At 26.6% G+C, this 20,459-nt stretch carries 15 protein-coding genes, 9 tRNA genes and 1 pseudogene; 1 reads left to right on the top strand and 24 read right to left on the bottom strand.

The window, feature by feature from the left end; translation table 11 throughout:
• Nucleotides 1-61: 61 nt before the first annotated feature.
• The 10 genes from OC710_RS00855 to rpsT all read right to left on the bottom strand — a co-directional run bounded on the left by OC710_RS00855 (nucleotide 62) and on the right by rpsT (nucleotide 12,482).
• The gene (locus OC710_RS00855; RefSeq protein WP_004994884.1) at nucleotides 62-997 is read right to left on the bottom strand and encodes an ABC transporter ATP-binding protein; all 936 of its coding nucleotides are present in this window, start codon (nucleotides 995-997) and stop codon (nucleotides 62-64) included.
• Between the two features lie 251 nt (nucleotides 998-1,248).
• On the bottom strand, nucleotides 1,249-2,073 hold the full coding sequence (locus OC710_RS00850) for an ATP-binding cassette domain-containing protein (RefSeq protein WP_004994885.1): 825 nt from the start codon (nucleotides 2,071-2,073) through the stop codon (nucleotides 1,249-1,251).
• Nucleotides 2,074-2,124: 51 nt separating this feature from the next.
• Complete coding sequence (locus tag OC710_RS00845) at nucleotides 2,125-2,934, bottom strand: ABC transporter permease (protein ID WP_004994886.1); 810 nt, start codon at nucleotides 2,932-2,934, stop codon at nucleotides 2,125-2,127.
• Nucleotides 2,935-2,995: 61 nt separating this feature from the next.
• A complete protein-coding gene (locus OC710_RS00840; RefSeq protein WP_004994891.1) occupies nucleotides 2,996-3,925 on the bottom strand; it encodes an ABC transporter permease in 930 nt (309 codons plus the stop codon).
• Between the two features lie 78 nt (nucleotides 3,926-4,003).
• Entirely contained in the window at nucleotides 4,004-5,650 is a 1,647-nt protein-coding gene (locus OC710_RS00835; RefSeq protein ID WP_004994893.1) for an ABC transporter substrate-binding protein, read from the bottom strand.
• 269 nt (nucleotides 5,651-5,919) lie between these two features.
• Nucleotides 5,920-7,614, bottom strand: a complete 1,695-nt coding sequence (gene argS / locus OC710_RS00830) for an arginine--tRNA ligase (protein ID WP_004994894.1) — start codon at nucleotides 7,612-7,614, stop codon at nucleotides 5,920-5,922.
• Between the two features lie 138 nt (nucleotides 7,615-7,752).
• On the bottom strand, nucleotides 7,753-8,646 hold the full coding sequence (locus tag OC710_RS00825) for an RluA family pseudouridine synthase (RefSeq protein WP_004994896.1): 894 nt from the start codon (nucleotides 8,644-8,646) through the stop codon (nucleotides 7,753-7,755).
• Between the two features lie 83 nt (nucleotides 8,647-8,729).
• Nucleotides 8,730-10,700 carry an ATP-dependent metallopeptidase FtsH/Yme1/Tma family protein gene (locus OC710_RS00820; protein WP_158637924.1) on the bottom strand — a complete coding sequence of 657 codons (1,971 nt, stop codon included), beginning with the start codon at nucleotides 10,698-10,700 and terminating at the stop codon, nucleotides 8,730-8,732.
• A 141-nt stretch (nucleotides 10,701-10,841) separates the two neighbouring features.
• Complete coding sequence (gene serS, locus OC710_RS00815; RefSeq protein ID WP_004994902.1) at nucleotides 10,842-12,131, bottom strand: serine--tRNA ligase; 1,290 nt, start codon at nucleotides 12,129-12,131, stop codon at nucleotides 10,842-10,844.
• A gap of 90 nt (nucleotides 12,132-12,221) precedes the next feature.
• Nucleotides 12,222-12,482: a 30S ribosomal protein S20 gene (gene rpsT / locus OC710_RS00810; RefSeq protein WP_004994904.1), complete on the bottom strand. Its 261-nt coding sequence runs from the start codon at nucleotides 12,480-12,482 to the stop codon at nucleotides 12,222-12,224.
• A gap of 470 nt (nucleotides 12,483-12,952) precedes the next feature.
• Here rpsT and OC710_RS00805 point away from each other — a divergent pair, with 470 nt between their 5' ends.
• Entirely contained in the window at nucleotides 12,953-13,420 is a 468-nt protein-coding gene (locus OC710_RS00805; RefSeq protein WP_004994908.1) for an Hsp20/alpha crystallin family protein, read from the top strand.
• A gap of 116 nt (nucleotides 13,421-13,536) precedes the next feature.
• On the opposite strand, the gene smpB is transcribed toward OC710_RS00805, so the two are convergent.
• From smpB to OC710_RS00735, 14 genes and pseudogenes are all read right to left on the bottom strand, one after another.
• On the bottom strand, nucleotides 13,537-13,986 hold the full coding sequence (gene smpB / locus OC710_RS00800) for an SsrA-binding protein SmpB (protein WP_004994910.1): 450 nt from the start codon (nucleotides 13,984-13,986) through the stop codon (nucleotides 13,537-13,539).
• Between the two features lie 32 nt (nucleotides 13,987-14,018).
• The gene (locus tag OC710_RS00795; protein WP_004994912.1) at nucleotides 14,019-14,549 is read right to left on the bottom strand and encodes an inorganic diphosphatase; all 531 of its coding nucleotides are present in this window, start codon (nucleotides 14,547-14,549) and stop codon (nucleotides 14,019-14,021) included.
• Between the two features lie 129 nt (nucleotides 14,550-14,678).
• Entirely contained in the window at nucleotides 14,679-15,065 is a 387-nt protein-coding gene (locus OC710_RS00790) for a hypothetical protein (RefSeq protein ID WP_004994927.1), read from the bottom strand.
• Nucleotides 15,066-15,425: 360 nt separating this feature from the next.
• A pseudogene (locus OC710_RS00785) lies at nucleotides 15,426-17,155 on the bottom strand (reverse transcriptase domain-containing protein).
• Nucleotides 17,156-17,727: 572 nt separating this feature from the next.
• The gene (locus tag OC710_RS00780; RefSeq protein ID WP_004994929.1) at nucleotides 17,728-18,450 is read right to left on the bottom strand and encodes a hypothetical protein; all 723 of its coding nucleotides are present in this window, start codon (nucleotides 18,448-18,450) and stop codon (nucleotides 17,728-17,730) included.
• A 45-nt stretch (nucleotides 18,451-18,495) separates the two neighbouring features.
• Nucleotides 18,496-18,571: transfer RNA gene (locus tag OC710_RS00775), tRNA-Phe, on the bottom strand.
• Between the two features lie 970 nt (nucleotides 18,572-19,541).
• Nucleotides 19,542-19,618: transfer RNA gene (locus OC710_RS00770), tRNA-Met, on the bottom strand.
• Between the two features lie 15 nt (nucleotides 19,619-19,633).
• Nucleotides 19,634-19,724: transfer RNA gene (locus tag OC710_RS00765), tRNA-Ser, on the bottom strand.
• 13 nt (nucleotides 19,725-19,737) lie between these two features.
• Nucleotides 19,738-19,814, bottom strand: a tRNA-Ile gene (locus OC710_RS00760).
• A gap of 29 nt (nucleotides 19,815-19,843) precedes the next feature.
• Nucleotides 19,844-19,920, bottom strand: a tRNA-Met gene (locus OC710_RS00755).
• A 39-nt stretch (nucleotides 19,921-19,959) separates the two neighbouring features.
• Nucleotides 19,960-20,035, bottom strand: a tRNA-Ala gene (locus OC710_RS00750).
• 7 nt (nucleotides 20,036-20,042) lie between these two features.
• Nucleotides 20,043-20,128, bottom strand: a tRNA-Leu gene (locus OC710_RS00745).
• A 48-nt stretch (nucleotides 20,129-20,176) separates the two neighbouring features.
• Nucleotides 20,177-20,252: transfer RNA gene (locus OC710_RS00740), tRNA-Lys, on the bottom strand.
• 7 nt (nucleotides 20,253-20,259) lie between these two features.
• Nucleotides 20,260-20,335, bottom strand: a tRNA-Thr gene (locus OC710_RS00735).
• Nucleotides 20,336-20,459 lie beyond the last annotated feature (124 nt).

Genomic DNA, 20,459 nt, shown 5'->3' with positions numbered 1-20,459 from the left:
ATCCCTTTGCTAAATAATAAATTAAAATTTCTAAAATAAACATCTTAATTATAATAAAAAATTATTTTTTTAAAGTACAACTAATAAAATGTTCATCAGATACTTGATATAAATCTAAATCTGGTTCTGCATAATTTTTAAAATTACGAAAATCAAAAATTTCATTTTCAGCATTATAAAAATTTTCATTAGATTGAATACTAGAACGATAAATACTAGTTAATAAAAAATCATTTAACAATTTTTTAGTATAAGGATGCATAGGATTGCTAAAAATTTTTTTACAAGGAGCTTTTTCAACAATCATACCTTTATATAAAACAATAATATTTTCAACCAAAGAAGCAACAATACTTAAATCATGTGTAATAAAAATCATAGACATATTATATTTTTTTTGCATATCTTTGATTAAATTCAAAATTTCTTTTTGAGCTATAACATCTATAGCAGTAGTAGGTTCATCTGCAATCAACAGTTTTGGTCGACAAATTAAAGAAATAGCTATAGATACTCTCTGACATAATCCTCCAGATAATTGATATGGATAAGATTCCAAAATTTTATAAGGATCTGAAATTTCTACCTGTTCTAATAATTTTATAGCTTGAATAAGAGCTTGTTTTCCGTATAAACCCTTGCGTAATTTTAAAATTTCAAAAATTTGTGTTTTAATTTTTAATAAAGGATTTAAACTTGACACAGGATCTTGAAAAATAATGCTAATCTCTTGACCACGAATTTTACGCATTTGCTGTTCATCGAAATCAGAAATCAATTCTTGATTAAAAATAATTTTTCCTTGAACAATTTTTTGATTAGTTTGTAAAAGTTTTAAAATTGATAAAGCAATCTGGCTTTTTCCAGAACCAGACTCGCCTATAATAGCTAAAGTTTCTTGTTCTTTAACTTCAAAATTAACTCCTCTCACAGCTTTAATCAAAGAATTTTCAAATTGAAAATAAGTATGTAAATTTTTTACTTGTAACAAACTCATATTTTTTCATCCCTTTTAATATAGGCATAGAATTATTTATATTGCAATAATCGAATTTATATTTCAGATCCATCTAGTACAAATAATCCCTCCTCGAAATTATTAAAATATAATATAAATCAATAAGATATTTTTTTTAATTCACTGAATTATATTTTTATAATGAAACGAATGTACCTTTAGACCATCATGTTAATCCGCGCGTTTATAAATAAAACTATTTATCAAATAAACTGATTATAAAGATATTTTTAACATTTAGTTTCATAATAAGGAATACGAGGAATCGCATTTAATAACTCTTTTGTATAGAAATGCATAGGTTTTTGAAAAATTTCTTTTGTTGGAGCTAATTCTACCAATTGACCTTTATACATTACTCCGATTCTGTCACTAATATATTGAGCTACTCCTAAATCATGAGAGATAAATAAATAAGTAACTTTGTATTTTTTTTTAAAATCATTTAAAAGATCTAAAATTTGTTTTTGAACAGTTACATCTAATGCGGAGACAATTTCATCACAAACCACAAATTTTGGTTTTAAAATTAATGTTTTAGCTATATTAACTCTTTGCCTTTGGCCTCCGCTCAATTCAGCCGGATAACGTTCCATCAATTCAGACGACAAACCACATTTATTCATAATATCTATAATTTGTTGATAATATCTAGGATCTTTATAACCAAAAACCCTTTTATGAATAATTAATCCTTCACCAATAATATCACGAACTTTAAATTTAGGATTTAAAGCGGAAAAAGAATTTTGAAAAATAATTTGTAAATCAGGACGCCAAATTTTCATTTGATTAGGCTTTAAAAGACTTAAATTAATATTTAAATCATCATCAGGAAAATACCAAACATTCCCTTGATTATTTCGTTGCAATTGTAAAATTAATTGACCTAAAGTAGATTTTCCCGAACCTGATTCACCAATAATACTTAAAGTTTCTTGTTTGAAAATAGATAAATTAATATTATCATTAGCTCGGAATATTTTGTTATTAACCATAAAATATTTATTCAAATTTTCAATTTTAAATAAGATTTCGGATTTATTTATATCCATTATACATACCTCTTTCCTTGAAAAAAGATTATTTTATTAAAAAAAAATCAATTATTCAATAAATTCATTAATACCTTCTGCTATAAAATTAAAAGCTAAATTAGTAAAAATGATAAACATCATCGGAAAAAAGAATAATCTCGGATATATATAGATATAAGTTTTATTCAAACTTAATAAAAGTCCCCATTCAGGAATAGAATTATCTAAACCAATCCCAATAAAACCAAAAGAAGACGCCACTAAAATAACACTACTTAAACTTAAAGCTATTCTAATCAATAAAGTTGGTAATAAATGAGGAAAAATATGTTTTCGAATAATATAACTATGATTAGCTCCTAAAGCTAAAGCATTTTTAACAAAATCTTGACGAGTTATTTTAATAGTAGCGTTTTTAATATTTTTAATAAATGTCGGTAAATAACATATAGATAAAACCATAATTAATTGATAAATCCCAGTTTTTAAAAAAAACATAATTAAAAATGCTAAAATAAAATCTGGAAAAACAATTAAATAATCACAAATAAAATTAGTTATAATATCCCAAAATCCCGAAAAATAACCGCCTAAAATTCCTAAAACTACACCTATAATAAAGCTAACAGAAACAGAAATAACTGCTATATATAAAGATGTCACAGTTCCTCTAATCAAATAAGCAAAAACATCATGACCCAAAGAGTCTGTACCTATCCAATGACTTGATCCGGGTTCCAAAAAAGATTTATATGTATAATTCCACATAGAAGCCTTTTGAGGAATAATCATAGGAAGAATAAAAGTTATTCCTAATAAAAAAAATAATAATACTAAACCAACTAATAAAATCTTATTTTTTTTAAATAAAAAATTCAAAAAATAAAATATTTTGTTTCGAATAATAATAAAAAATACCTCCTTTTTTTTAAGGTAAAAATTACTTTTTAGTAAAAGTTGGATCGATGAAATAACATAATAATTCTACTAAAATTCCAATTAAACTAATAACTAAAGATAACATAATGACACAACATTGTAAAACAGGAAGATCTCTTTGATTAAAAGAATCAAACATTAATAAACCTAAACCCTTTAAATTAAAAATACTTTCTAAAATAATAGCGCCACTTAACATAAAATTAAAAATTAAACTAACATGAGTAAAAATAGGCACTAAAGAATTTTTTAATATATGTTTAAACCAAATTCTTTCTTGAGATAACCCTTTTGCCCTAGCAGCTATCACAAAAGGTTGATTCGAAACTGATATTAAAGTAGAACGAGCAATACGAAAAATTGAAAAAACCGCTATCAAACTTAAAGAAGCAATAGGCAAAATCCATGATTTAATTTGATCTAATCCTGAAATAGGCAATAAATTAAAATAAAAGGCCAAAAAATACTGTAACAAAAAACCAATGATAAAACTAGGCATAGAAATAAATAAAATAGATGTAAAAATCAAAATATAATCTATTTTACTTTTGTAATTTCTAGCCGATAAATAACCTAAAAAAATTCCTATTAATGAAGCTATTAAACAACTACAACAAGTAATTGTAAAAGTTATTTTAAAAGATCTTATAAATAAACTTAAAGCTGAAATTTCAGGATATACATATGACTTACCAAAATCCCATTTAAAAATGATATTATAAAAATATCTAAAAAATTGTTCTAAAAAAGATTTATCTAACCCTAATTGAATTCTTAATTGTTCTCTTTGTTGATAAGTACTTTTATAACCTAATAAAGATACAACAGGATCGGAAAAAAATTTCATAGAACCAAAAATTAATATAGTAACAATTAAAAAAATTAATCCGATATAAAGTAATTTTTTGACAAAATATTTGTTCAAAAACATTTAATTAAATTTTCCCCTTTAACCTACCACATAATTTTATTAAAAATTAAAAATTTATATTTAAAAAATTTAGTGAATTTAAATTTTACGTAATTTAGTAATATCAGGATTTCCAAGTATATTAATATTAAAATTAACTACATTTTTACGTATAGCTATTTCAGAATATTTTTGACAATAAAAAGGGATAATAGCGCATTTGTTAAATAAAAATTGATGAAAATCACGAACTTTTTGATCGTAACCAGGTTCACTAGTATTTGATTTTAAATTATTTAAATATTGAAAAATTTCTCCATTATCTGATAACTGATGCCAACTCATAGAACCTCCCTTTTCTTTAGGACCGAAAAAATAATTTAAAACATAATAAGGAGTAATATCTTCGAAATTTTCCGAAATCATTAAAATATCAAATTCACCTTTTTCACCTTTATTAGCTAATTCATTTAATTCTCTAACCTCATGTTTAATTTTGAAACCCTCTCTTTGTAAAAAATCAGTAACACGACTAGCATAACGATAAGATATAGGAGATGTTGCGTTAATACTAAAAAACATTATTTCTTTACCATAACCAGGTTTTTGACTTTTACAAGAATTATCGAAATTAGGTTTTTCTAAATAACCTATCATACGAGGATCTGACACGCTATTAACAACCTGATAACGCTCCGTATCTTCACCTAATTCATTTAAAAATTGTTGTTTTTTTTCTGGATTTAATGCCTCCGCAATACTTCGGCGTTCTCCTAAAGATAATTTTTGACAATTTAAAAATAAATAGGTCATAACAAGAGATTCTGGTTTGATAATTTGCAAATCAGAATGACGAGATAAATCTTTTGATGCAGTTTTATCAAGAGGAACAAAAGATATATCAATATCTCCTTTTTTAAGATGCATATTCATAGTTTGAGTATCAGAAATATAACAAGCTTTTATTTGTTGAATATTGCTTTCAATATAATCATTTTTTTTATAATAATTATTAAAACGTTCTAATTTAATATTGTTATTATCAAATTCTTTTAATTTAAATGGACCTAATCCAATTCGACGATTAGGAACTTTAGAATTTTCTCCTTCGAACATAATAATAGGGACTTTGCTTAAATGATGATAATTTAAAGGATCTTGATCATCAGTAAAAAGAATAAAAAAACAATTTATATCATTATTATCTACTTTAATATCTTGAATAAAACCGGAATGTTCACCACCTTTTTCTTTATTATAAAGAAAATTATTGACAATATCTTGATTAGTTAATAGGTGTTCATTATGGAATTTAATGCCTGGTATTAAATTACATTTATAATATCCGGTAAATTCACCTTGTGTTTGTTTTAAAGGCATAGAAACCAGAAGGCGAGGTTTATAATTTTTTGTATAATAATCATTTTCTTTTGAAGGATATGCTTTTATCAAATATTCATGCAATAAATCCCGAATATGACTATTAATAACTGTATTAGCGCCTTGTCCAAATATACCAAAACCATCTTGTACTGGAGATGTTAAACCTAAAGTTAAAACATTTTTATTTTGTTCATTTAAATCATTATTGTTTTTGTGATAATGTTTTATAAAAGTCCATAACATTATTAAAATAAAAATACTGATTATCAAAGTAATAATTTTTTTATTTTGCACAAACCGAAAATATACTAATAAAAATATACTTAAACTTCCTAATAAAATAGCAATTAAAATCCAAATCATATTATTTCTATAATTTCCCTTATTAATTTACAAAATTTCCAAAAAAATAACAAATTTAATAAAATAATATAATTTTTTTTATTAAATTTTTTTAAACTAAAAAGATATTTATAACTTAAAATTAATATACTTACATAAATTTATGTACAATAATTTTTTAGCCCAAATACCAATATGCTATAAAAAATATAAACCAACTATAACAACCATTTATTTACATAAATTTAATTCTTATTTTTTAGATCATAACTTATATTATCATAATAACTTCACATCTGCACTACAATAGGAATTCCCAATAATTTTAATCCTTCTTCTAAAACTATACAAATACTTTTAATTAATAAAATAAGCCCTTTTTTTAATTCCAATTCAGAAGTTAAAATTTTTTCTTGTTCATAAAAATAATTAGTATATTTTGATAATTTAAATAAATAACGAGCTAATAAACTAGGCATATTATCTTTAATAACCTTTTCCAGGATAACAGGAAAATCATCTAACAGTTTAACAATAATAAAAGAATAATCCTTTTGAAAATAATTAGTTAAAAATGACCAATTTAATTCATCTAAATTAATATTAAACTGTATCTTAGTCATAATTGACTTCAAACGTACTAAGGTATATTGCAAATAAGGTCCTGTATTGCCTTCAAATTGAATCATATTTTCTAAATTAAAATCAATATTTAAATGACGATCATTTTTCAAATCATTAAAAAAAATTGCACCAATAGCGATTTTTTCTGCTATTTTATTTATATTTATTTTAGATAAATTTTTATTTCTTTCTTTAATAATTTGTTCAATCTTATTTTGGGCATGATGAATAATATCTATTAATTTATAATCTTGATGTTTTCGAGTCGAAATTTTAATTTTATTTAAACAAATCAAACCAAAATTAATGTGTCTAATATCGAAATGATATCCCATTTGTTGAATAATTTCAATTAATTGTTGATAATGCAATTTTTGTTCATTGCCTACTACATATAGAATTTTCTGAAAATTAAATTTTTTAGCGCGATATAATAAACAAGCTATATCCCTGGTTAAATAAAGAGTACTACCATTATCTTTTTGTAGTAAAGCCGAAGGAATATCTTTTAAAGGAAAAATATAAGCTTTTTTATCAATAATAATTAATTTTTGTTTATATAACTTTTGAACTAATTGTAAAGCTTTTTGATGATAAAAAGATTCTCCTATATAAAAGTCAAAAGAAATACCTAATAATTTATAAATTTTTTTAAACTCTTTTAAAGAAATACGTCTAAAAAAACGCCATAATTTAAATATATTTTCATCTTTTTCTTCTAATTTTTTAAAAATATTTTTAGCTTCTAAATGAAGATTAGTATCTTGTTTTGCTCGTTGATGAAACAAAATATAAAGTTTTTGTAATTCATCAATAGGATTACTCAAAATTAAATTTTCTTTACCCCATTTTTGATAAGCTAAAATCATTTGACCAAATTGAGTTCCCCAATCTCCTAAATGATTAATACTAATAGTATTAAAACCTAACTTTTGATAAATATTTTTTAAAGCATTACCGATAATAGTTGAACGCAAATGACCAATAGAAAAATTTTTCGCAATATTAGGAGAAGAATAATCCAAAACAACAACCTGATTATTACTAGCCTTTTGGGCGTAATCGAAAGATAATACATAAATGGAACTTAAAATTTTCTGACTAATTAAACCTCTTTGCAATTTAATATTTAAAAAACCTTTATCTAAATTAACTTCAGATATTTCTGGTAAAGTTAATAAAATTTTTTTAAAATCCTGAAATACCTTTGATAAATTATTATTCCATTGATCGCGATAGACAAATAAAGGTAAATAAAAATCCCATAATAAATCTTTATCATAATATTTAACTATAGATTTAATATTAAATTTTACATTTAAAAGATTAGTAATTTGCGTTTGCAATTTTTGCAAATACATAAAAAAAATTCTCCTAATATTTCGAAAAAATAATTGTAAATTTAAAATTGAATTAACATATTTTGAAAAAAATAAAATTATACTTAAAATATCGACTATTAGGATATTTTAAATATAATTAAATCTTAAAGAAAATTATTATAAAAACTTTATAAATTCAGAAAAATCATTAGGCAAAGGAATATCAAATTGTAATTCTTTCCCTATCCAAGGATGCATAAAATATAATTTTTTAGCATGCAAAAGTTGAGAAGAAACTAGATATTTTTTTTTATTATACAAAGGATCTCCTATAATAGGATGTTTTAAATAACTTAAATGTACACGAATTTGATGAGTACGTCCCGTTTCTAATTGGAGTTCCACAAGAGAATAATTATTAAATTTTTTTAAAGTAGTAAAATGTGTTATAGCTGTTTTACCTTGAGATGTTACAGACATTTTCAAAGGGTTAAGATAATCTCTTTTGATAGGTAAATTAATAGTACCCGACTTGTTTAAAAAACCTTCAATTAAGGCGTAATATATTCGTTTAACATTTCTACTTTGTAACATTTTTTGCATTTTATCAACTACTTCTATTGTTTTACCGACTAAAATTAAACCTGTAGTGTCCTTATCTAAACGATGAATAATACCCATACGTTCATTCCAAGGCATTTTATTAAAATCTTTAAGTTGATATAATAAACCATTAACTAAAGTAATGCCTTGAAAACTAGCGGAAGGATGTACTATTAAATTAGCAGGTTTATTAATTACAGCTAAATAATCATCTTCATAAACGATTTCTAAATTTAAATTAACAGGATATAAACAATTATTTTTTTTAATTAATTCTGTTAAATTTAACATTATCACATCTTGATGTTTTAAAATAGCACTTTTTTTGGCTAAATTATTATTTACTAAAACCTTTTGATTAGCAATTAACTTCTGAACTTGACTTTTAGTAAAACCAATTTGACTAGTAACAAAATAATCTAAACGATAACCATTAAAATTTTTCGTAACGATAAACTTTTGTATCATAAAACCTAAATCCAAAAAATAAAATTTCTTTAATTTCTTTATTTATGCGCATAACGAATATCTTAATATATTAAGATAAATCATTATGAATTATTATTTTTTTCTGATAAATCTTTTTTTTCAGATTTTTTTGGATCAGAAATGTTATCAGATGGTTCATTGTTTTTAATAATATCAGAAACATTTGATATATCATTTTGTTCTTCTATAAGCTTAACATCTTTATCATCCGGAAAATCTAAATTTGAGTTTTTCTCTTGATCAAACCAACTTAATTTACCTGTTAAATATATCTCTTTGACATCTTTAGTTACTAAAGTTTCTACTTTTAATAAATAATCAACTAAATTATGAACAAAAATTTTATTATCTAAAAGTGATTTTTTAGCTAATTGATAACATTCTGCAATAATATTTTTAACTTCTAAATCTATCTCTGAAGCTTTAGAATCCGAAAAATTTCGTTCTACTTGATTAAATTGAACTAAACCTACATTACTCATACCATATTCAATTACCATTTTTCTCGCAATATCACTAGCATGATTGAAATCTGCATATGCTCCGTTAGAAATATCATCTAAAAAAATCTCTTCTGCAGCTCTACCGCCTAAAGAAATAGCAATATCAATAATCAATTTTTTTCTTGATTTTAAGTTAGAATTTTCACTATCAGGGGATATAAGATTATATCCGCCTACTGAACCTCTAGGAATAATAGTAATTTTGCGAACTTTTTCGATGTCATCTAAAACAACAGCTAAAACGCCATGCCCTGCTTCATGATATGCAACTAATTTTTTTTCTTTTTTAGATAAAAAATCTTTTTTAACTGTAGAACCAATCAATATGCGATCAATTGCTTCATTAACGTCCTGAGGTTCTATATATAAACTACGACGACGTGCTGCTAATAAAGCGGATTCGTTTAAAACCCCTTCTAATTGGGCTCCGCTAAATCCAATAGTTTGTTCGGCGATTTCACTTAAATTAACATTTGGACTAAAATGTTTGTTTTTAGCATGTAATTCTAAAATGGCTTTACGATCTCTCGCACTAGGTAAATTAATAGTAAAACGACGATCAAATCTACCTGGTCTTAAAAGGGCCGAATCCAACATTTCCGGTTGATTGGTAGCAGCTATAACGATAATTTCTGTATTAGAACCAAAACCATCTAATTCCACTAATAATTGATTTAAAGTATTATCGTGTTCTGAATTATGACTTATAGCACCTCTTTTATGAGCTAAACCTTCTACTTCATCGATAAAAATAATACAAGGAGAATATTGAGCGGCTTTTTGAAATAAATTACGTATACGAGAAGCTCCCACTCCTACATATTTTTCTACAAATTCGGATCCAGAAGTTGCAAAAAAAGCTACCCCTGCCTCTCCTGCTACAGCTTTAGCTAATAAAGTTTTTCCGGTACCAGGAGGTCCTGATAACAAAACTCCTTTAGGAATACGAGCGCCTATATCTTTATATTTTTGTGGATATTTTAGAAAATCAATAATTTCTTGCATTTCAATTTTTTCTTCAGAAAAACCAGCTATATTTTTAAAAGTAATATCACTTTTAAAATCTATTTGTTCTTTTTGTCCAGTATATTTTTCGCCCATTTGTTCAAAAAATTTAGAAGTAGTAGATTTAAACAAAGAATATAATACATAACAACTAATCAATGGTATAATAAAGCCAATAGCATCTACTAAAGGGCCAAAACCTAAATAAGGAGCCTCTGTATAAGGATTATCTAGAATTGTTTGATAAGATGAATCATTTTTAGATTTTGCTAGAATAATATCAATAATTTGGTTATAAATTTTTTCAGATACCGAATGATATATAATCCTGTGTTCTTGTTCAAAAAAAATACTATCAGTATTTTCTGACGTTGTAACTACTAAATCATATAAAGTCGGTATGCTACGAACTATTTTTGGTTTAATTTTTTTAATCTTAATATTATTTTTTGGATTTTCTAAAATATTTAACAATTCCATAACAGGATTAGGTTTTTTGATAACTTGGTCAAATATGTTATTCATAGACAACATTATTCCGAAAAACGTTATAAAACCTACAATATGCCATATAGTAAAATGTTGAAAATGTTTCTTGAAAAAATCTATCATAATTCATTATTCCTTTTTTTATAACATTTTTATATTATATCTCAAGAATATTTTTTAATAATAATTCATTTTAATTATATCTGTTCCCAAATATTCCTGTAAAATTTTAGGTACACTAACACTACCATCTTTATTTTGATAATTTTCTAAAATAGCTGCCATAGTTCTACCTACAGCTAAAGCTGATCCATTTAAAGTATGAACTAATTTTCCTTGATCTTGTAAATGAGCTTTAAATTTAATATTAGCTCTGCGAGCTTGAAAATCTTCTGCATTACTAATAGAAGCTATTTCACAATATTTTTGTTGACTCGGTAACCACACTTCAATATCATAAGTTTTACTCATACTAAAGCCTAAATCACCGGTTGATAACAACATAATCCGATAAGGTAATTTTAATTTATCTAAAATAACAGCAGCATCTTTTAACATTTGTTCTAAAACGATATAAGATGTTTTTGGTTCTACAAATTGAATCAATTCTACCTTATTAAATTGCTTCTGTCTCCAAATTCCTTTAGTATTTTTACCAGAAGATCCAGCTTCTTCTCGAAAACAAGTCGTATAACTAACATATTTAATAGGTAAACTTTTAATATCCAAAATTTCTTGACGATGTAAATTAATAGTAGGTACTTCAGCTGTTGGATTTAAATACCAATTATATTTATCTAAATTTAACTTAAAAACATCTTGAGAAAACTTAGGTAATTGACCAGTAGCAAACATAGATTGTTGGTTCACTATAAAAGGCGGTATCACTTCTGAATATTTGTTAGATACATGAGTATCTATCATAAAATTAATCAATGATCTTTCTAAACGGGCCCCTAATCCTTTCAAAACAACAAACTTACTTCCGACAATTTTAGAAGCTTTCTGAAAATCTAAAATATCTAAATCAACTCCTAACTGAAGATGATCTTTTATAACAAAATCATATTTACGAGGTTCGACAACAGAACGATATACTTCTATATTATCAGATTCATTATAACCAATAGGAACACTTTCGTGATGAATATTAGGTAAAAAATATAAAATATTTGTCATTTGTTCTTCAATTTTTTTTAAATTAATTTGTAATTTTTTTAAATTTTCATCATGATTGATATCATCATTTATAATACTTTTTGAATTAGACTGAATTGATAATTTGTCGATTTTTTGGCGAGAAAACTGATTTTTAAAATATTTTATACGCTCAATTTTTTGCAAAATTTTATTTTTAGATTGGTATAAAAAAATTAATTCATCCAATAAATCTTCATTAACAAATCGATTTTTCAGTTTATTCTTAACTAGTTCTATATTTTTAAGTATAAATTTGATATCTAACACAACCTATAAAAACCTCTTTATAATAATTACTTTTTTAATAAACAAATTTTTTAATAATAATTTAATATCTTCCGAAAATAAAAATATAAGTTAACGTACATTAATATTATTCAAAGTAATAGCAGCATTTCTTTTCTTTCTATTAACGTAATTTCCTACATAAATACCTTTCGACAAACCTTTATCTAATTTTTTACAAACCACACTATAATATAAAGAAGCTTCTTTAAAATCTTTAGCATTTTTTAATTTCTTAAAATAAGTTTTAGTTGATGATTTAAAATCACTATTACGTAATCTACGTTTATTGTTAGTAATGATACGTTTTTTTTGTTGTTTAATATTTGCCATTTACATAAATTCCTTTTTAAATTAAATATTTTTATAATTACTTAAATTACTAAATTTTTTTCAAATTTGAAAAAACGCTCATGCTACATTATATATTAATAGCAGTAATTTTGTGTTGCAATATGTATGTAAAATTATTAAATTTTATCGAAAACTATCCTATTTAACATTTATTAATGATTATTAACATATTTATATCATGAATATTTTGTTATAAAAGATTATTTCTTAACGAAAACAATATGCCAAAGAAAATATAAATTTAAATTTAACAAAAACATATTTAAACGTATACATATCCTATTATAACATCATTAAATATTATTGAATTAAATAAAAAAATTTGTTAGAATGAAATTGGAAAATTTATTAAAATAATAAATTTAATTACTTAAATTTAATTGATTAAATATTAACAATGTCAAGAAATAATATTTATTTTAATAGATAAGGAGATTATAAAAGATAGTATGTCATTAATTAAGGATTTATTATCTATTCCAACAATTTTAGATTTAGATAAAAGATTACCTAAAGCTGATTTATGGGATTGCCACAATTATTATTTACTTATCATGGATTTACCAGGTTTTACCAAAGAACAAGTTAAAATTTCTGTTAACGAAGGACGTTTAACTATTGAAGCGGACAATCGTTGCGAACAAACAAATAATAAACAATCCATAAATAAACATGATTCTGTTAAAGAAAATAATCCGTCTAAAGATTTTTGCTGTTCAACCGAAAATTGTTCTGATTGTGAATTATTATATCAAGAAAGATTTTACGGCAAAATAGAACGTACTTTTAATTACAACTTTATACATTTAACTAGTGTTAAAGATATTGAAGGTAAATTAGAAAACGGATTATTGACACTTAAAATTAATAAAAAAACACAAGTTCAATCAAATAAAGAATTTGTACAATTAAAATAATATAATTTAATTATTAATTAATCTGCTAAAAAGAAAATAAAAAAATTCAAAAAAATTATTTTGAATTTTTTTTATTTTTTTTTATAATTAATTTTTAAATTTCATGAAATTAAATATTAAAAAAATTCTTTTAAAATTTTTTTAGTATACATCAATTCATCTTTATTTTTTAAATCTTGACGTTTATCATATTTCTTTTTACCGCGTGCTAAAGCGATTTCTAATTTAAACAAATTACGTTGATTAAATATTTTAATAGGAATAATAGCTAAATTATGAGTTTTTATTTTATTTTTTATTTGTAAAATTTCTTTTTTTTTAAGTAAAAGTTTCTTTTTTCTATTATCAATATAATCAAAATCGTTACTACAGGAATATTTAGTAATTTTCATATTAATTACAAATAATTCATTATTATCAATACAAACATAAGAATTATCTAAATGAACTTGACCTAAACGAATAGACTTAACCTCATTACCTAAAAGTTGAATACCAGCTGAATACTTTTTATCCAAAAAATAATCATAATTAGCTTTTTTATTAAAAATAACTTTTTGCTTCATAACGGACCTAAAAATAATTGCATCTATTTAAATTAGACTGAAATTAATTTATATTTTGACAAAGCTTTCTCAACAACAGATACCGCTTCTTGAAAATCTTGTATTTGTTGAATTTGAATCACCTTATTTTCTAAATCTTTATAATGCAATAAAAAATGTTCTATTTCTAATAACCAAGATTTAGGTATATCTGATAAATTAATATATTGTCGCAACATCAAATCTTTTACTGGAATAGCGATAATTTTATCATCTTGTTGACCATTATCTAACATACGAATAACCCCTATAGGACGACATTCAACTAAGACCATGGGATCTAAAATTTCTTGAGTTAAAACAAATACATCTAAAGGATCATTATCATCACACAAAGTTAAAGGAATAAAACCATAGTTAGCCGGATAACAAAAAGCAGTGTTCAAATAACGATCTAAAATCAAACAACCAGTTTCTTCGTCTAATTCATATTTTTTTTTACTACCACGAATGATTTCTATAAAAACTAAAAAATTATGACCTGATAATCTCTCAGAACTAATTGCTTTTAAATTATTATTCATTAAATTACCTACCATTTTTTAATTTTAATTAAGGACATAGTTTGATTATTATTTTTGTGTATCTTTTTATATTTTAAAATACAAAAACAATATAAAAACATCCGTTATAAATATATTAATTAACTTAATTTAAGTCAAACGAGCATTAAAAAAAGCTTTTTTTTGTATTTCAAAAGTTTTTTTATATAAAACACTGATATCTAGATGATGAAAAAAAGAATTATAACAATTTTTCGTATCATAATTTGTACGTAAAATTAATAATTTATCAATAAATTTAAATTGTTCAATATTATTTTCATTTTGAAAAATTTCATTAAAAGTTAAATAAAATTCATTCAATTTTTGATCATGTTCTAATTTTAACAAAAAACCTAAAGTTTTATGTTCAGGATTGCATTCAATATTAAGATTCATTTCGTATAAAGGTTTCACTTTTTTGGTATTAATTGAATAATTAACTTCAAAATTGTTTGGAATAAATATACTACTAAAACTTAATAATAAATTAAACAATAAATTACGATCTAATTCATCAATATCTTTTAAGTTATTAATTTGTTCTAATAAATTATTAACAGATATTTTAATCGATTCTTCAGAATCCTTAGATTTAGAAATTTCTAATAAATGTCTTATGTAATTTAATAAATGTTTTTGAAAATCATCTGCATCAAATTTTTCATCCCTTAGATTAATGATTTCATGAATCAGCTCTAAAATACGGATAGATTAATTGCGTTTTATTCAGCGATTTATCTTTGCTGTTTTATTTACAATCAGCCCCCGTCCAAACCGGACAAGCAAGTTTCCAAGCATCCGGCTTTCCATAATTTACTCTCTTTCGAGGACTAATTTCTCCTCACGGTTAATTAGCTATTTATTCCTATTGTTCTTGTTTCTGATATCGTGTATTTGTTGATTGGTTACCTTTCGGTGACAATCTTTACACAATACCTTGGTTCTTTTATTCATGATACTTTGGTGGTGCGCATTGCGGACCGTACCAATGTGATGAATTTGTAGTTGAGTTGTTTTATTGCAATGCTCACAACGTCCCGCTTTTAGGCGGTCAGTCAGATTCGTACGACTCTGGAATATAAATCTATTGATGGCAATGTCCGGATTCCCCTTGTAATTACGCATTCTTTTAATCCTATCCCAAGAATAAGCAACCCATGGTTAAACTTGGGTTTTCCCTTTGTTATGATAGGGAATACTCCAGGTTGTTCCTGTATTAAGTTCCTTTCGAACTCTAGCAATTGACGTTTTTCGTTTCCTTGCTAGTGTCTTCAAACAGCTATATTCAGCTAGATAATTTAAGTGGGTTAAAACCCCGAGATTGTTAGCTAAACAAAAGTATTGGATAATTCCTCTAACAATTGTCTTATAGGTCCGGATTATTTCTAATTCATCCCTATCTGCTAATGTTTCGTCGTGTTTCACCTTTCCTTTTTTTAACCAATTATATTCATATCCATATTCTTCGGCTTTCGCTTGGGGAATTTGGATTTGAACTTGCCCATTTAAGGAATTCTTGGTGGTTTTCCTTTCCCGAGTTTTATTGGTGGGGTTGACTTTTATCATGTAAGATAGAAACCGAGTTCCTTTATTGGCTTTAACAATTTTGGACTTGTCCTTACTAACAGTAAGGTTAAGGTCCTGCTTTAGCCATTGTGTTACTTGGTTTTTGATTCTTTCCGCTCGGTCATATTCTCCCTTGACGCCAATAATAAAATCATCAGCATAACGGATATATTCAACTCTTGGTTCTAGATTTAGGTTGATAAAACTGTCCGACCCCAGTTTATGGTGTTGGTTTTTACGCCATGCCTTCTTGTATTCTGAGTTCATTTTCCAAATTGGTTTTCCTTCTTTAATCAGTCTCTCCATTTTCAAGTCGATGTAATGTAAGTATAAATTTGTCAACAGAGGAGAAATTATTCCTCCTCCTTGAGGAGATCCCGATAAAGATTCGTACTTGATGCCATCCTTCATGAATCCGGCTTTCAGCCATTTGTTAATGGTTACGAGCGTTTTATGCTTTTTGATGAACTGATTTAAGGTTCTCATCAGAATCTCATGATTAATGGTATCAAAGTAGCCTTTTAAGTCAATTTTGACAAGATAATCTATTCCTTTAAATCTTTGTTTGACACGTTTGATAGCATCATGACATGATTTTTTGGTTCTGAAACCAAAACTCCATTCTGAAAAGATATTCTCAAAATAAGGAGTTAAGAGTTGTTCCAGGCATTTTTGCATCAATCTATCCTTGATGGTCGGTATGCCCAAAGGTCGGTTTTTTTATCATCTTTAGGAATGAAGATTCTTTTAACTGGTTTTGAGTGGTAACCGTTATTGACGTATTCCCGGTGGTATCTTTCTAGTCTTTCCAGATTGATTCCATCGATGGTTTTATTGTCGATTCCGGGTGTGCCAGCTCCTTTGTTGGTGGCAATCTTGTTGAACGCCATTAATGTGTTATAAAAGTTATTCATCCCTTGCTGCAGTTCTCTTTTTATAGAGTAGCCATTTGATGAACAATATTGAATCTTATTCAATGTTCGTAAAAGTTTAGTTTCTGGTGAAACAGTTGTTGACATAATTTATCAACTCCCTTCCCGATACCATTGAATAACTAGTAAATTACTTTCTTTTTTCGCCCTATGAGAGTTATTAGCTCTCTTCTTGGTAAGATGATTAACTAAATTATTCCAAATTTAGGTTTACCCTTACGACTACTATAAAGATTCTTTATCCTTGACCATCCGGGCTTTTATTTCCGGATTAGTAAATCTAATTACTTAGTTTTAGGATTCTCCAAGTTACGCTAAATTTCTACCATAATCCTTTAGGTGAAGTACCCTCTTATCAGGAGGTTGATTCCAGGTTTTCATATCTGATAAACTACTCAATACTTCAGTTTTATATTAGCAGACTCTGGACTGTTCGCTTTAGCAACTTCCGAACAGGTTAGGTTATTACCTCAATTTCCTTCTTAGGCCATCTCAGGCTTCTCCATAGGATTGTTCGGTGGCGGTGTCATCTTGACTAATTTGCTTTCGTCGCAACCCGCTTTTATGGTTTGCTATAATCCATCATTCTTTCGTTTGATTGACCAACCATATCCCTTCAGGGTTTATCTGCCCTGGCTATTGGTTAAATAGCGCGAAATTTAGGCCTCTTTGGCGCCCACTGAATAACCTTTGACTTGACAATTACAAAAAGAAATATTAGCAGAAATTATTTTATCTAAATCTTCAGAAGGAAAATAAAAAAAACCTAAATTAGGATTTTTTTTTAATAAACGATAAAAATCTACAGCTACTAAAGAAACTTTTTCATATTTATCATCTATAAATTCTTCTTTAATACCCGATAAATTTAAACACTTAAATAAACAATTTATCTTAGATATATTGGCATCAAAAGCACCAAACAAAATTTGTTTAAAATTAAACCACTCAAAAAAAGAAGCACATGGTACAGTTTTAACATTTTTTAAAGCATAAAACAATCTCATTCGTTTAGAAAAAAAAGAACCTAAATCATGTTTACAACTAAGTAAAAAATACTGATTAGGTAAACACTTATCATGAGACAATAGAGAAATTTCAGCTTCCGATTTATCATTTTTAGTTAATGTGGATATTTCGGTTTCATCTATATTCTTATCAGATGCAAAAGGTTTTAAATTTGGAAAATTTTTAATTTCGGATTTATTCAAAAACGTTGTTAATTCGATAGTTTCTAAAGAATCTAATTCTTTATCCATAGCATTAACAAACAATAAATTAATATTAACAACCAATAATATTAAAAGTACCAATAATACAAATTTAAAAAATAAAAATTTATTATTATTTTTAATTTTAAAAAAAAATATTTTTGAATTCAAATTTATTATTATACTCTCTTCTAACCAACAATAAAATTATTATTATGGCGGCTCCGGGCAGAATCGAACTGCCGACACGAGGCTCTTCAGGCCACTGCTCTACCGACTGAGCTACAGAGCCTTTTAAAAAGATAAAATTGGCGGTCCGAACGGGGATTGAATCGTGATAGAATTACTACATTTCGTTATTTCTAACTATTATAATAAGCCCCACACACCACCGGACAAGCTAGTTTCCCAGCATCCGGCGATTATTTAAGTGATAATTCGGTTTAGCTAAAAATTTATATATTTCGTGAGCTTTTCTCCATCTAGATAGATCAAAACTCTTTATTTCTTTAATATTTATAAATAATCATTATTTTTAGCTTATCTAAAACATTAGAATCAGATAATTTTAAGATTTACAAAATGACTAAACCATCACAAAAATTTCCTCTTTCGCCTTGTACCAAGCTTTCCTTGGTTCCTTGGTGAGTCAGTTTAATCAAGTGTTCCAACTTGATTCTTAAATTTCTCACGACTACTATGATTCTGCTTTCTCCTTGCCCCCAAAGTGCATACCTTGTTTTAATAATTAATTTTATTCAATTATTGAGGTTTAGGAGGATGAAAGTTACTCTTAATATTTACCATTATTGACTTTTAGGTGAGATGACCAAAACTAAATTTATGATTACTGATATCTTCTCCATAAATAGATGATTTGGTAGGATTTCAGATTTTAATTGATAATACTATGAAATACGGATTGATTTTCACAGTTCCCTGAAATAATAGATATATATAGTTTTCTATCAGTTGAGATATCACTCCATTTTATTCTCTTAGCCTCATTTCAGAGGTTATCCATGAGTCATTATTCAGTTTACAAGATTTTCTAGACTAAACTATTTCGTCCGTTCCTTGTTTTTATAATCTACTATAATTATTATTTCTTTCGTTATAATAACCGACTATATACTGCTACTGATTATCATGCAGTAGGTGATTGGTTAAATCACTAAATATAAGGCATCTTTTTCGTCCACCCGCGATCTCCTGCGTGACAGGCAAGCATGTTAACCACTACACCATCGGACCGTATTATTTGGTTGCGGGAGTAGGATTCGAACCTACGACCTTCGGATTATGAGCCCGACGAGCTACCAAACTGCTCTATCCCGCGATCTTTAATCAATTGTGGCGGAGGAAGAGGGATTCGAACCCCCGCGTCTTTGTAGACCTTCCAGTTTTCAAGACTGGCCCCTTCAACCGGACTTGGGTATTCCTCCGTAATATATAAACTGGTGGACCCGGTAGGATTCGAACCTACGACCAACCGGTTATGAGCCGGTGGCTCTGACCAGCTGAGCTACAGGTCCATACACGTATCATTAAATATTAACTTTAATGGTAGCGGTAAAGGGATTTGAACCCATGACCTCACGGGTATGAACCGAGTGCTCTAGCCAACTGAGCTATACCGCCTTTAAAAATATCATTTACAATACATTTTTATAAAATTTTTGGTGGAGCTTAGCGGATTCGAACCGCTGACCTCCTGTGTGCAAAACAGGCGCTCTACCAACTGAGCTAAAACCCCTTTTTTATGGTACCTGAAGCCGGACTTGAACCGGCACGACGTAAAGTCATGGGATTTTAAGTCCCACGTGTCTACCTATTCCACCATTCAGGCCCTTAAAAATATATTTTTATAATTTCAAATAATTAAACAATTACAAAGTGGTGTCCCGTAAAGGATTCGAACCTTTGACACCTTGATTAAAAGTCAAGTGCTCTACCAACTGAGCTAACGGGACATTTCTTTGGTGCCAAAAGCAGGAATCGAACCCGCAACCTACTGATTACAAGTCAGTTGCTCTACCAATTGAGCTATTTTGGCTTAAATAACACTTATAATTACCTAAAAACTTATAATTACCTAAAAATCTTAAAAATTTACTTCTTAAGTTTCCGGTTTTGGTAGAGAATGAGGGGATCGAACCCCCGACCTTCTGCTTGTAAGG

The organism is 'Vigna radiata' phytoplasma (genome assembly GCF_030586915.1).
GTDB classification, from domain to species: Bacteria; Bacillota_I; Bacilli_A; order Acholeplasmatales; family Acholeplasmataceae; genus Phytoplasma; species Phytoplasma australasiaticum.
Note: the sequence above shows the minus strand (reverse complement) of the source record. Positions and strands in the feature narration are given on the sequence as shown.